Source organism: Paenibacillus sp. GCM10027630, assembly GCF_042676305.1.
GTDB lineage: Bacteria > Bacillota > Bacilli > Paenibacillales > NBRC-103111 > Paenibacillus_S.
Map to the genome: position 1 here is coordinate 57,593 of NZ_JBHTGY010000093.1, position 13,753 is coordinate 71,345.

Annotated in this window: 11 protein-coding genes; 9 read left to right on the top strand and 2 right to left on the bottom strand. The window is 42.1% G+C overall.

Annotated features, from left to right (window positions below; genetic code table 11):
- Position 1: 1 nt before the first annotated feature.
- Together ACFQ0C_RS34820 and ACFQ0C_RS34825 are read left to right on the top strand one after the other, a co-directional pair.
- Positions 2–670, top strand: a complete 669-nt coding sequence (locus ACFQ0C_RS34820; RefSeq protein ID WP_379373892.1) for a DsbA family protein — start codon at positions 2–4, stop codon at positions 668–670.
- Positions 671–674: 4 nt separating this feature from the next.
- Entirely contained in the window at positions 675–1,112 is a 438-nt protein-coding gene (locus ACFQ0C_RS34825; RefSeq protein WP_379373894.1) for a disulfide oxidoreductase, read from the top strand.
- Between the two features lie 97 nt (positions 1,113–1,209).
- On the opposite strand, the gene ACFQ0C_RS34830 is transcribed toward ACFQ0C_RS34825, so the two are convergent.
- Together ACFQ0C_RS34830 and ACFQ0C_RS34835 are read right to left on the bottom strand one after the other, a co-directional pair.
- A complete protein-coding gene (locus tag ACFQ0C_RS34830; RefSeq protein ID WP_379373896.1) occupies positions 1,210–2,703 on the bottom strand; it encodes a response regulator transcription factor in 1,494 nt (497 codons plus the stop codon).
- Positions 2,700–4,430, bottom strand: a complete 1,731-nt coding sequence (locus tag ACFQ0C_RS34835; protein WP_379373898.1) for a cache domain-containing sensor histidine kinase — start codon at positions 4,428–4,430, stop codon at positions 2,700–2,702. Before ACFQ0C_RS34835 ends, ACFQ0C_RS34830 begins: the two co-directional genes overlap by 4 nt.
- A 197-nt stretch (positions 4,431–4,627) precedes the next feature.
- Between ACFQ0C_RS34835 and ACFQ0C_RS34840 the strand changes: the two genes are divergently transcribed.
- From ACFQ0C_RS34840 to ACFQ0C_RS34870, 7 genes are all read left to right on the top strand, one after another.
- Positions 4,628–5,932, top strand: a complete 1,305-nt coding sequence (locus tag ACFQ0C_RS34840; protein WP_379373900.1) for an ABC transporter substrate-binding protein — start codon at positions 4,628–4,630, stop codon at positions 5,930–5,932.
- Positions 5,933–6,091: 159 nt separating this feature from the next.
- A complete protein-coding gene (locus ACFQ0C_RS34845; protein ID WP_379373912.1) occupies positions 6,092–6,940 on the top strand; it encodes a carbohydrate ABC transporter permease in 849 nt (282 codons plus the stop codon).
- Positions 6,937–7,752 (top strand): carbohydrate ABC transporter permease, encoded by an 816-nt coding sequence (locus ACFQ0C_RS34850; protein ID WP_379373902.1) that lies wholly within the window; start codon positions 6,937–6,939, stop codon positions 7,750–7,752. The genes ACFQ0C_RS34845 and ACFQ0C_RS34850 overlap by 4 nt, the downstream gene beginning before the upstream one ends.
- Before the next feature lie 46 nt (positions 7,753–7,798).
- Entirely contained in the window at positions 7,799–8,794 is a 996-nt protein-coding gene (locus ACFQ0C_RS34855) for a PdxA family dehydrogenase (RefSeq protein ID WP_379373904.1), read from the top strand.
- A 44-nt stretch (positions 8,795–8,838) separates the two neighbouring features.
- Positions 8,839–10,137, top strand: coding sequence for an alpha-glucosidase/alpha-galactosidase (gene melA, locus ACFQ0C_RS34860; protein ID WP_379373906.1), 1,299 nt, complete (start codon positions 8,839–8,841; stop codon positions 10,135–10,137).
- Positions 10,138–10,232: 95 nt separating this feature from the next.
- On the top strand, positions 10,233–11,498 hold the full coding sequence (locus ACFQ0C_RS34865) for a nickel pincer cofactor-dependent isomerase, group 22 (protein ID WP_379373908.1): 1,266 nt from the start codon (positions 10,233–10,235) through the stop codon (positions 11,496–11,498).
- A 408-nt stretch (positions 11,499–11,906) separates the two neighbouring features.
- A complete protein-coding gene (locus ACFQ0C_RS34870) occupies positions 11,907–13,202 on the top strand; it encodes an Nramp family divalent metal transporter (RefSeq protein WP_379373910.1) in 1,296 nt (431 codons plus the stop codon).
- Positions 13,203–13,753 lie beyond the last annotated feature (551 nt).

Below are 13,753 nucleotides of genomic sequence, written 5' to 3' on the forward strand. Positions count from 1 at the left end.
TATGACTAAAAGCAAAAACAGTTCAAAATTTATGGTAATACTGACACTTGCCCTGGTCGTTTTATTGATTTCATTATTTTTCGTTACCAAAATGTCTGAAAATGTAGACCGTGACACGGCTATTAAAAACATGCCTTCACTAGATAATCAACCCGTTATAGGGAAATCAAGCGCAGAAGTAACAATAATTGAATTTGGAGACTATAAATGCCCGTCATGTAAAGCATACGGGGAGCAAGTATTTCCCCAATTAAGCAAAGATTTCATTGATACAGGAAAAGCCAGATTTTCATATATCAACACTCCTTTTCATGGGGAAGAATCGAAGCTAGGAGCACTGGCGGCTGAGTCTGTATTTGCTCAGGATAAGGAAGCCTACTGGAAATTTCATAAACAACTGTTCGATACTCAACCGCGGGAAAACCATGATGCGCCCTGGATTACTACGGATGTCCTGTTGAAGCTGGCTGCAGTATATGCACCTAAGGTTGATGTTAAGAAAGTAGAGGATGACATGAAAAACCAAAAAACGCTGCCACAAGTAAATATAGATGAGGGCTTGGTTCAAAAATACAATATCCAACAAACACCCAGCATTATGATTGATGGAATTATGGTTAAAAATCCTTTTGATTACAATGAAATCACTTCATTAATAAATAAGAGGTGAGATCATGAAAATGGCATTTGGAAAATCAACAATTTGCAACCATACCGTGTACATGGCGTGGATAGTTTCTATGATAGCTACATTGGGCAGCCTGTATTTTAGTGAGGTTAAGGGGTATATACCGTGTGAGCTTTGCTGGTATCAACGTATACTCATGTATCCGTTAAGCATCGTTTTGGGTATTGCAGCTTATCATAATGAGAAAGCTGTTAAAATATATATCTTGCCCTTGTCCATTGTGGGAGGAACTATCTCTTTCGTTCATTATCTGGAGCAAAAGATTCCTTATATAGCTGCCATCAAGCCTTGTACCAAAGGAGTTCCATGTAATGTCGATTATATAAATTGGTTTGGGTTTATAACGATTCCATTCCTTGCTCTAATAGCGTTTAGCTTGATTACTTTATTTATGATAATGACGCGACCGTCTCCGGACAAATAGGTTGAAATACAACAAGCAAGCCTCCAAGCCCACTGTATAAGAGGGGATGAAGGCTTGTTTTTATATGGGATTAATTATGGTAAAAAAACAAATTTTGTTATTCCTTCATTTGTATTTGTTTTTTGTATTCGGAGGGATAACATTCAAAAAATTCTTTGAACAACTTGGTAAAATGTCGTGAACTAAAATAGCCTACCTGCTCTGCAGCTTGCTGTACCTGTACCGCCGGATCGGATAGCAGCTCCTTCGCTTTGAGCATCCTGAGTTTGGTTACATATTGCATGAAGGTGGTTCCTGTTCGTTTATGAAAAAGACTGCTTAAATGATTGGGAGTCACACAAAATTGTTCAGCAACGCGACCTAATGTTATATCTCCCGAATAGTGATTTTCTATATAAGCAATTGTTTTTGTTACCAGATCCGTTTTGGTTTCTATTTGTCTTATCTTTTTGTCCAGAAGTGTTTCGCCAACGCTTTTTAGTGACTGGAACCAAGCCTCTTCTTTAGTTGGAGTCAGTAGGGGAGCATGGATAGAACAATGTAGAAACCGCGAAAAGGCTGGTGTTACTTCTATTACCGAATTCTGCTGCCCATCATAGTTTTTAATAAATTGCTCTATTGCATCCATATAACCTACATAATTTCTTTTGTAATATTCATCTGTTGCTTTAATTAGAATGTGGCATTGCTGTGAAATAGTTGGCTGTGAAGCAGCCTCCAACAAATCTGCTTTGGTCCAACTAAGGGAAATTCCTAATGAACAGCGGACATGGGAATTTTTGTTAATTACTGTCACTTCGTCGAGAAGGGATGTATATGAGTTACATTCATCAGAGACTAGCAGTGTGAATGCTACCCCTGGCTCTTCAACCCTTTGTACAAGCTCTGAGATGGAAGCAAATAGGTCATCCAACTGCTCTGCACCTTGCCTGGAAGTATATCTCCCGACCACAGCCCATTCTCCATTAGGCATTATTAAAGTGGCCAACTCTAAATCCTTGTGATAATGCCGGGGCATCGTAGAGTGGATCGTATTGAAAAATAGCTTGATTGCTGCTGATTTTTCCGTTTCGGAGTAGTAGCTGTCCATATAAATAATTTGGCATCGAATTCGGCTGAAAGGCTTATTTTCGGCCTCTTCCAGCTCCCCCCAGTTACGGATGAGCCCATGAAATAAGGAGAGCATGTCCGACTCAAATACCTTGTTCTTTTCAACGATTTGCATAAATGCAGTTTGCTGTATTTTTGTTAGTAATACCCGTATATCCTCAATATCAACCGGCTTTAGTAAATACTCGATAGCTCTTAGTCGAAGTGCCTCTTTGGCATATTGAAAATCGGCAAAGCCCGTAACTATAATCCATTGGGTATCCGGTGCCAGAGGGGCTGCTTCCTGAATGGCTTCCAGGCCTGATTTGCCAGGCATTCTAATGTCGACAAAAGCAGCATCAGGCTGGATTCGTTCAACAACCTCTATGAGCTCCTTCCCATTGCGTGCTTCATAGATATGCAAATCCGGGCATATTTCCAACAGGATAATTGACAATGCTTCCCGTGCCAATTGTTCATCATCAGAAATAACAATATTCATTGGGCTAACTCCTCATTGTTGAGAGATATAGTGATAGTTATAGTAGTACCATGTCCAAGGCTGCTATCCAGCTGAAATTCGTGCTTATCCGGAAAAGCGAGCTCCAATCTTTCCTTCACATTGCTTAAGCCAATATGCTGATCGTCAATTTGCTCCAATGTGTTAAAGCCTATTCCGTTATCCGCAATGCGAATGACAAAACTTTCGCTGTTATTAATGCTAGAGAGCATCTCAGCGCTTACTTCAACCTTGCAAGGATGCTCACAAGGCTCAACCCCGTGTATGATAGCGTTTTCCACTAAGGGCTGGAGCAGCAGCTTGGGAATACGAATAGATGCCAATTCAGGAGCTAATGTGATTGTTATCTCTAAACGGTCACTAAAACGCATGCTCATAAGCTCACCGTATTTTTGAATACTGGAGAATTCCTCTTCCAAGCTGCAGGTATCATGGGAGGTTAAGAAATAACGGAGCATGCCGCTTAAAGATAATATGGCACGTTCCAGAAGTGCATGCTCTCCTTTACGATTTAAGCTTACAAATGCATTTAGTGTATTATAAAGGAAATGAGGATGAACTTGTGATTGCAATGCACGAAATTCAGCATTTCTTAGCTTCAGCTTAGTAAGATATTCATTGGTAATTAATTCATCCAATTGACTGATCATCCGGTTCAGAACATTCCCGAGCTGAGCAATTTCATCTTGTCCTCGAACGGAAAAGCGTTTGTTCATATTTCCAAGCTGAACTTGACGCATGACGCCGATCATTTCTTTGAACGGTGTCAACAGGGTTCTGGAATAAGCAAAAAATAAGAAAAAGGTAAGCACGAGTCCACCGACTGCAAATACCGCCCCCGTTAAGCGCATCCAATGGACCTTGGAGGCAAGCTCAGCTTTGGATAACCAAACGGTAATTTTCCAGGAGCTAGTAGGTATTTCTCTCGACACAGCTACATAGGATTGCTGATTAAAATCGATTTTGGCCGGGTTTTTCAGAAATTGATTCAACACCTCTCTAGATAAGTGGGTATTGGAGTAAATCAATCTTTGATCCTTGTCTGTAATTGTAACAATAGAATTTACATTAACGGAAACCTGCCTGACGATTCTATCCAAAACGATCGTATCCGCATCAGCCATTATTACGGCGAGAGGCTGTTTGGAGTCAGGATCTTTTATTAAACGAGCTACAGAGAACACATCAGGAACAGCGGGCAGCTTTAAATAATCTTGTGGATGGACATCAACAAAGGATACTCTTCCATTAGCTGCAACTGCTTCACGATACCAATTCTGCTCCGTATATGGATAATCATTCCGGGGTTCCGTTAGCTGCGAGCTGCTATCATTATAGTAAACAGAACCATCGATAGCCACTAGCAGAGTACCTAGTATATCCTTACGCAAATTTACAAGCAAGCTGGGAAGAGTATGGTACAATGTATAGTCGGCTTTATACTTGGAATAATTATCAATTGGACTATTCAAGCCTCTGGCTTTTTGCTTGAGAGAGTTCATCACATCGTTGTTGGTATAAGGTGAGACGGTTACTCGTTCCAAATCATCTAAATAGGTTTGGATGTTTTCGGTCAGTCCGACTAGGGTGGCATCTGTGAGCTTTTCGGTTTCTGCCGTAATTATTTTGACATAATAGGAAGGCATAACAAAAGCGATAATGATAACAGGGAGCAGAATAGTTAAGGAATAGAGCAGAATCAGTTTCACACGAATCGAGATGTTTGGCTTATTCAGGCAGGACTACCCCCAGCAGTTTAATTTTGTGGTCGATTATACTGTAAATTGTAAAGGGTTGCAACCATAAATATGAGCGCCTGAAATCATAGATTTGATACATATGTAAACACTTACAACCGTGATAAGATTTAGGCGTGAAGTACAAAATAAATATAAGAGGTGGGTACATGTCTACTAAATGGAAAGTATCTTTGGCGTTAATTCTGGCATCCGCATTAGCCGCAAGCGGTTGTTCCCAACGTCCAGAAAAACCGGCTGCCGAGCCTTCAAACTCAGGGGGTAAGGAGAGCAGCAGCAATAATAGCAGTGCTAAGAAAACGTTATCTATGATGATGAATGTTGCTGACCAACCCGTTCAGGATGTTTATCGTCAAATTATCAATGATTTCATAAAAGAGAACCCGTCAATCGGTGTGAATATTCAGTTCCCGGGGTCCGCCTATGAAAATAATATGAAGGTTAAGATGGCAGCTAACGATCTTCCCGACATCTTTGATACACATGGCTGGGCACAAGTTCGTTATGGTGAATATTTGGGGGATCTTAGAGAAGAGCCATGGGTTAAGCAGTTGACCGATACGATTAAAAATGTCGTAACCGACAAAAACGGTAAAGTGTACGCCTTACCGATCAGTGAAGCCAAGGATGGCATTATGTATAATGTCGAAATGCTCAAAAAGTATAATGTGGAGCCGCCTCAAACCTTCGATGAGCTAGTAGCTGCTGCAGAGAAAATTAAAAAAGACAGCGGTGGAAAAACAACGCCTTTCTTCTTCTCGGGAATTGATGAAAGCACCATTGGCACTTACTTTGGATACTTTGCAAACGCTCTATTAATAAGCCCTGCAAGTAATTCATCCGAAGACCTGCTAAAGAATACCTTTGATTGGAGTAAATGGACTCCACTTCCTGACAAGCTGCTGGATATCAAAAATCGCGGACTGATTAATGAAGATTTCTTGACGGCGAAACGCAGCGAGCTTCCAACTGTATTTGCTGCTGAAAAAGTAGCATTTGCCTTGTTGGGTCCGTCATTCGTAGATGCTGTTAATAAGCTGAAGCCGGATATGAAAGTCGGATTGATGCCGATTCCAGCGATGTCGGCCAATGATAAACCGAGTTTCTCTGGTGGAGAACGGAACACAATGGGAGTATGGAAAGATTCTAAGAATATACCTGAAGCCAAGAAGCTAATGGCCTTTTTTGCCAAACCAGAGAATTTGTCCAAAATTGCTAATGTAACCAAGCTGCAGTCAGGTTTGAAAGGGATTGAGTCGAAGCACGAATTAACAGAGTACTATGATAAATATGCCAATGTTAGAGTGCTGCCGTATTTCGACCGGGTTTATTTGCCAAACGGAATGTGGAGCGTTATGTCCAAATCCGGTACAGAGCTGCTGGCAGGCCGTATTACTTCCAAAGAATTTTCAGAAACGATGAAGCGGGAAGTAGAAAGATTGCGTAAAAATTAATTGAAACCTATAGGTGAAAGATCAACCCGATGTTTCACCTATTCATTTCTTGCCTTCATTAAGGAGAGATTTAATCTGGAAATTATAGATCGTAAAATAGATGCTAATCGTACAGTTGCTAAAAATCGTTTGCGCCGTTGGAGAAATTCTCCATCTTCAATGAATCTGATGTACTTGCCTGCGTTATTGCTGTTCGTGCTTTTTATTTATTACCCATTTATTAAAGGAATTATGATTTCTTTTACGAATTGGGATGGCTACTCACAGATGTATCGGTATATTGGATTGGATAATTATAAAAGGATGCTTACGGACCATAGAATAGGAACGGTCATTCTTAATACACTAATTTATGGAATTGGAAGCACTATTCTGCAAAATATTATTGGGTTGGCTTACGCGATCATGCTAAACAGCTATATACGGGGGAAGACGATTATTCGTACCATAGTCTATCTTCCGGTTATCGTAAGTCCTCTTGTTATGGGTTATATCTGGTATTTTTTCTTTCAGTTTAACGGGGGAGCTCTTAACGATATAATCTTGTTGTTTCGTGATAAGCCGATCAATTTACTTGCTGACACTGGGCTTAATGTATGGATCATTACTCTAGTAAACACCTATCAATTTCTGGGAGTGGCTATGATCATCTTCTTGGCTGGACTTCAATCCATCTCCAAGGAGTATTATGAGGCGGCTGAGATGGATGGGGCGTCGGGATTCTCCAGATTCCGTAACATCACATTTCCGCTGCTTGCACCGGCTATTACCATCAATGTTGTACTTAATTTGATCGGTGGATTAAAGCTGTTTGACGTTATAACCGCTTTAACCAATGGGGGCCCGGGCTATGCGTCTGCTTCGCTCTCTACAATGATTTATCAATTATATTTCGCGCATCAAGATGCCGGATACGCTGCAGCATTAGGTAATTTTATGTTTTTGCTTATTTCCATTATTGGTTTAACCTCTTTGTATTATTTGCGTAAAAAGGAGGTTTCGTTATGAAGCGTGCAGGGGCACTATATACATTACTGGGTGCTTTAATAGGTCTTATGCATATTGTTCCTTTTTATGTGCTAATAACTACTTCGTTTAAGGATGAATTGGATCACAGCTCGAAATGGGTCATGCCGGGTTACCTCTCCTGGGATAATTTCACTAATGCATGGCAGCTCGCAGGCCTGGATAGAGCCTTTCTTAATACGACTATTGTTACTGTTTTCTCACTTGTACTGATATTGATACTGGGCTCATCCGCTGCTTTTCCGCTTGCCCGTCATCGAACTACACTGAATAAATGGATGTACTGCTTTTTTGTAAGTGCCCTTATCGTCCCGCCCCTTACTATTCTGGTTCCTTTGTATAAGATGTTTGTTGATATTGGGGCTATGAATACGTATACAGGGATAGTGATTCTGCATGTTACCTTTCATCTCTCCATGGCGATCTTTTTGTTTACTGGATTTATAAGCACGATTCCAAGAGAGATGGACGAAGCTGCAATGATAGACGGGTCATCGAGGATCGGATTGTTTTTTCGGATTATATTGCCGGTATTAATGCCGATTACAGCAACAGTCATCATTATGAATGGTGTTTCCATCTGGAATGATTATCAGTTCTCGGTATTTTTCCTGCAGAAGCTGGAATATAGAACGATTACGGTTGCTTTATCCGCATTTTTCGGCGAGAACAATTCGAATATCGGATGGGTAGCTGCCGGTTCCTTATTAGCTGCTCTTCCCAGCATTTCCTTATATTTATTTTTGCAAAAATATTTCGTTGAAGGTATGACTTCCGGGGCAGTGAAAGGATAATTACAGCAAGTTTATATAAAAAAAGGCCTATAGAAGGGAAGTTGAAATGATGAAGAGAAAGCCTTTAATGGGTTTGACATTAGGCGACGCAACGGGGATCGGATCGGAGCTGGTTGCCAAAACGCTCCAATCCGAAGACATTCGTCGCATGGCAACATGGGTTGTGGTGGGGGATGAACGTGTTTTCCAGCAAGGCTTATCCGTGGCAGGAGTAACCCTTCCCTATCAAACCATAACAAACATAGAAGAAGTTGAACGTGACGACCAGATATATTTCATTGATTTGCACAATTTGCAGCCGGATGCTTATACTCTTGGACGATTATCGGCAGAATCCGGCCAAGCAACGGGTGAAACATTGACGTACGTGCTGAAGCTTGCGCAGCAGAAAAAACTGGATGGTGTTGTTTATGCTCCTATCAATAAGGAAGCTTTGCACAGCGGAGGGTTTCATTTTCAGGATGAACTGCATTTTTTCGCATCACTTCTTGATTGCAAAGAAGGCTTTAGTGAAATCAACGTGATGGGCGATCTTTGGGTAACAAGGATAACCTCCCATGTCCCGATAAAGCAAGTGAGCAGCCTGGTTACAAAAGAGCGTGTGGCCCGCATTATTCGTTTTGCACATGCCACTTTAATCAATGTAGGCTATGATAATCCGAAAATTGCTGTCGCAGCCCTTAATCCGCATGCCGGTGATGGAGGATTGCTTGGCACGGAGGAAATTGACGAGATCAGACCGGCGATTTATGAAGCACAGGAGCAAGGAATTCACGTAGAAGGCCCTTATCCGGCTGACACCATTTTCTTGCGTTTAAAAACCAAGCCTTTCGATTGCTTGGTTAGTATGTATCATGATCAGGCTCAGACCGGCATGAAGTTGCTGGGCTTTAATAAAGGAGTTACGGTCAGCGGGGGACTTCCAGTTGTCATTACAACGCCTGCTCACGGTACCGCATTTGATATTGCAGGTCAAGGAATCGCTGACCCCGGTGCCACTGAACAAGCAATGAGACTCGCCATTAAATTAGCAGGATTCTAATAAGGAATTATTACTTCACACCATACATCGGGAGGCAAGCTTTAATGTCAAAAATTACTTTTCTAGGCGCGGGCAGCTCTGTATTCGCAAAAAATGTGTTAGGTGACTGCATGATGACTCCGTCGCTGCAAGGCTTTGAACTAGCATTATTCGATATCAATGAAGAACGTCTCAAGGATTCTGAGAACATGTTAAATAATTTAAAGCTTACACTTGGAAGCACCTGCGTTGTAAAAGCATATACAGACCGGAAGGAAGCGCTGCGTGGAGCGAAGTATGTGGTGAATGCGATACAGGTAGGCGGTTATGATCCTTGCACGATTACCGATTTTGAAATACCGAAGAAATACGGTTTACGCCAAACGATAGGCGATACCTTAGGAATTGGTGGTATTTTCCGTAATCTTCGCACAATCCCGGTAATGCTCGATTTCGCCAAAGATATGAATGAAGTATGCCCGGATGCATGGTTCCTGAACTATACGAATCCAATGGCTGTACTAACCAATGCAATGACGACATATGGAGGCGTAAAAACAGTCGGGTTATGCCATAGTGTTCAACGCTGCATACCTTACTTGTTTGAAGCATTGGATATGGAAACCGAAGGAGTTCATACTAAAATTGCAGGCATAAACCATATGGCGTGGTTGCTGGAAGCAACAAAGGACGGAGTGGATTTATATCCGGAAATCAAACGTCGTGCCCGTGAGAAGCAAAAAGAACAGCATGATGACATGGTCCGTTATGAGCTGATGTTCCGCTTCGGTTATTATGTTACGGAATCTTCCGAGCACAATGCCGAATATCACCCGTACTTCATCAAAAAGAATTATCCCGAATTAATTGAACGCTTCAATATTCCATTGGATGAGTACCCTCGCCGTTGTGAACGTCAAATTAAAAGATGGGCGACTATGCGTGACGAACTCGTCAATAACAAAAGTCTTGGGCATACCCGGTCTCATGAATATGCATCCTATATGTTTGAAGCTATGGAAACGAACAACCCGTTCAAAATCGGCGGAAATGTGATGAACACCGGTTTGATCACGAATCTTCCTAGAGAAACAGTAGTTGAAGTTCCTTGCTTGGTAGATGCAAGCGGTATTACACCTACCTATGTAGGAGATCTGCCTCAGCAGCTTGCCGCATTGAACCGCACGAATATCAATACTCAGCTATTAACCTTGGAAGCAGCAGCAACAGGCAGAAAAGAGCATATTTATCATGCAGCGATGCTGGACCCTCATACGGCAGCGGAGCTTTCTATCGATGATATTGTGGCTATGTGTGATGAACTTATTGAAGCTCATGGCGATTGGTTGCCTAAGTTTGTGTAAGTAAAGATGCAAGCTCTTCATCCCGAATCCATTCATTTGGAGCGGGATGAAGCTGTTTGTAAGCTTAGCAGAATTCGATCGTAAGGAGGATTAGCATGAAACTGCCACAGATGGCGTTGGTGAAGCAGCGCTTTACAGGTCCTGCAGTCAAGGATATTGAAGGAGAAGTAACGAAGCAGCTTACGCAGATTGAGCATGAGCTGAAGATAACTCCGGGAATGAGAGTAGCGCTGACAGCGGGTAGCCGTGGTATCGCCAATATTGCCGATATTATAAGAGCTGCTGTTCGCAAGTTGAAATCGATAGGCGCCGAGCCTTATATCATTCCAGCTATGGGCAGTCATGGAGGAGCAACCGCAGAAGGCCAAGTTAAGGTGCTGGAGAGCTTGGGTGTGACTGAGTCTTACTGTGGAGCTCCGATTCTTTCGTCTATGGAAGTGGTGCAAATTGGTGAGACACCGAGAGGAATCCCGGTCTATATAGACCGACATGCGTATGAAGGGGACGGAATCATCCTGATCGGAAGGGTGAAGCTGCATACTGATTTCAAATCTCCGATTGGCATCGAAAGCGGCATTATGAAAATGGCGGCAATCGGCCTTGGAAAGCATAAGCAAGCGTTGGCGCTGCACAATTATGGCATTCCGGGAATCAGTGATTTCATGCCGGAAGTATCGCGTGTCGTGTTCGAGAAAGCGAATATTTTATGCGGCATCGGCATTGTTGAGAACGCTTATGAACAGACAGCCGTAATCGAAGCCATCCCGACAAGGCTGATCGAGGAACGCGAGCGGGAGCTGCTCAAGCTCTCTGCATCTCTGATGCCGAAGCTTCCCGTGCAGGAGCTAGATGTTCTGCATGTTGATAAAATCGGAAAAAATTACAGCGGTACCGGTATGGATACGAATATTATCGGCAGAATGCGGATTAACGGCGTGGACGAACCGGCCTCTCCTAGAATCGGATACGTAATCGCCGGAGACCTTAGCGATGAATGTCAAGGCAATGCGCTTGGCGTTGGATTGGCTGATCTAACGACGAAACGATTAATGGAAAAAATTGATTTTCATAAAACCAATGAGAACGTCATTACAAGCACATTCCTTCATCGCGCTATGATCCCGATTATTATTGATAATGATAGGGAAGCTATGAGGACAGCGCTGCGTTGCAGCTGGGGTATCCTTCCTGAGCAAGCCCGTATTATGCGTATTCCGAATACTCTTCATCTGGAGTATCTGTACATTTCAGAGTCATTGCTGCCGGAAGTCCGCGGGTTGGATCATCTTGAAGTAGTTGGAGAGCTGGAGGAAATGCAGTTTGACATAAACGGGAACTTTATCGGCAGCTTTCATGGATAAAAGAGGAGGCTGAAGGGCTGAAGACAGAAGACAGAAGACAGAAGACAGAAGACAGAAGACAGAAGACAGAAGACAGAAGACAGAAGACTGAAGACTAAGGACTAAAGACTAAACACTAAACACTGAAGGCTAAAGGCTAAACACTAAACACTGAAGACTAAATGCTAAAGGTCACTCCAACTTGTAAATAAGGGTGTTACTGTTATTAAAAGCTAGTGCATAAGCTGGAACAGAAAGTCAAAGGGGACTGCCTTTGGCTTATTTTTTTGTTATTTGGGTAGTTAAAGCGATTACGAAGCGACACCTCTATATACAATTTATAAGATTTAGATTATAATTAACTAAAAGTTGCTCGTGGTAAACTTTTATGCACTAAGCTAACTTATGAAAAAGGGGGAGGGGTCAGCCATGACGGAGAAAAGCTATAGTTACAACAGGATGATCAAAAAAGAAAGAAAAACGCCCCTTTCAGCCGAATCAGCGCTAAGAGGAGATATCAAAGGGTTTAAAAGACTGCTTCCATTTCTGGGTCCAGCCTTTATAGCATCTGTAGCTTATTTAGACCCTGGTAACTTTGCAACTAATATAACAGCAGGCTCCCAATATGGATATCTCTTATTGTGGGTTATTGCCGTATCCAATTTAATGGCGGTTCTCATACAGACACTATCCGCCAAGCTTGGAATAGCAACAGGGAAGAATCTGCCCGAGGTTGCAAGAGAGAAGTTTTCGAAGCCAGTATCTATAGGCTTGTGGATCCAAAGTGAGCTGGTTATTATAGCAACCGATTTAGCGGAATTCATTGGAGCGGCGCTAGGTCTTTACTTGCTTTTCGGTATTCCAATGCTGCCTGCTGCACTCATAACAGCAGTTGGTTCTTTTGCCATTTTGGAACTGCAGCGTCGAGGCTTTCGAGCGTTAGAGGCCGGGATTGCTTCGATGATTATGATTGTAGTAATAGCTTTTACCTTTCAGGTAATTATGGCGAAGCCGGACATGGGAGCTGTGGTCACAGGTATTTTTACTCCTAACTTTCAAGGTGTAGATAGCATTCTGCTGGCAGCCGGGATTCTCGGAGCTACAGTTATGCCGCATGCGATATATCTGCATTCATCCCTTACTCAAAACCGTATTGTTGGGAATAATTACGCAGAGAAGAAACAAATATTTAAACTAGAGTTGATGGATATTATTATTGCTATGGTTATTGCAGGAGCAGTTAATATGGCAATGGTTATTACCTCAGCCGCCCTGTTTTTTAAAAACGGTCTCGTTGTTGAAGATCTGGAGACAGCTTTCCATCAATTTGGCCAGCTGGCGGGTCCATCATTTGCCATTTCGTTTGGTCTCGGCTTGTTAATTGCCGGCTTATCAAGCTCTTCTGTGGGTACTATGGCTGGAGATGTCGTAATGCAAGGGTTTATTAAAAAACGAATCAATTTGTACTTGCGCAGAGCAATCACCACTATTCCACCACTGGTAATTATTATTCTTGGTATTGATGCAACCAAAGCTTTGGTTATAAGTCAGGTCATTTTATCGTTTGGCATTGCTTTTGCGCTAATTCCGCTTATTATTTTTACAAGCAATAAGAACATCATGGGTGAGCTGGTCAATCATCGAATCACTTCCATTGTAGGTTGGATTATTGCGGCGATTGTGGTCTCGTTGAACTTGTTTCTTATTATCGAAATGTTGTTCTAAGCAGAAGCTAAAAATAGGAAATATTAAGAACCGTGCCCAGCACGGTTTCTTTGCGTTGAATAGCAAAAAGCAAGCTTGCTTCCATTGCGGACAACCGAACTGACTGCCAAAAGCCGTATTTTAATATTTGATAACCCTCAACCTTGGCAAATAGAGAAAGTTTAATTTCACTAAGGTGCATGTTTTTGCTTGCAAAACCGCAATACAGCGATGCAATGCAAAACCGCAATGCAAGAGCGCAATGCACCCCCGCAATACATGCACGTTGAAAGGAGTGCTGCTATAGCACAAGTGCTTCGTCGTCAGGGAGATAACGAATGATTTAACTGGAATTTCTGGAGCTAATTTCCCCGTAAGATCCTCAGTGAGGAAGTTAACTGGAAATGATCCTTCTAATTTTGATATTATTGGATTAAATGTATTAAAACTACGAAATTAACGGGACGTTTTCCACTAGCGTTGCATCAGACCTTACACATCATCAACTTAGTAAATCATTGTGTGAAAATTCACAAAGTTTTTCCATGACATAGTTAAAACACAACCCCACC

Coding starts and splice junctions, on each gene's coding strand:
- ACFQ0C_RS34820 (WP_379373892.1), top strand. CDS start 2: ATGACTAAAAGCAAAAACAGTTCAAAATTTATGGTAATACTGACACTT.
- ACFQ0C_RS34825 (WP_379373894.1), top strand. CDS start 675: ATGAAAATGGCATTTGGAAAATCAACAATTTGCAACCATACCGTGTAC.
- ACFQ0C_RS34830 (WP_379373896.1), bottom strand. CDS start 2,703: ATGAATATTGTTATTTCTGATGATGAACAATTGGCACGGGAAGCATTG.
- ACFQ0C_RS34840 (WP_379373900.1), top strand. CDS start 4,628: ATGTCTACTAAATGGAAAGTATCTTTGGCGTTAATTCTGGCATCCGCA.
- ACFQ0C_RS34845 (WP_379373912.1), top strand. CDS start 6,092: ATGAATCTGATGTACTTGCCTGCGTTATTGCTGTTCGTGCTTTTTATT.
- ACFQ0C_RS34850 (WP_379373902.1), top strand. CDS start 6,937: ATGAAGCGTGCAGGGGCACTATATACATTACTGGGTGCTTTAATAGGT.
- ACFQ0C_RS34855 (WP_379373904.1), top strand. CDS start 7,799: ATGATGAAGAGAAAGCCTTTAATGGGTTTGACATTAGGCGACGCAACG.
- melA (WP_379373906.1), top strand. CDS start 8,839: ATGTCAAAAATTACTTTTCTAGGCGCGGGCAGCTCTGTATTCGCAAAA.
- ACFQ0C_RS34865 (WP_379373908.1), top strand. CDS start 10,233: ATGAAACTGCCACAGATGGCGTTGGTGAAGCAGCGCTTTACAGGTCCT.
- ACFQ0C_RS34870 (WP_379373910.1), top strand. CDS start 11,907: ATGACGGAGAAAAGCTATAGTTACAACAGGATGATCAAAAAAGAAAGA.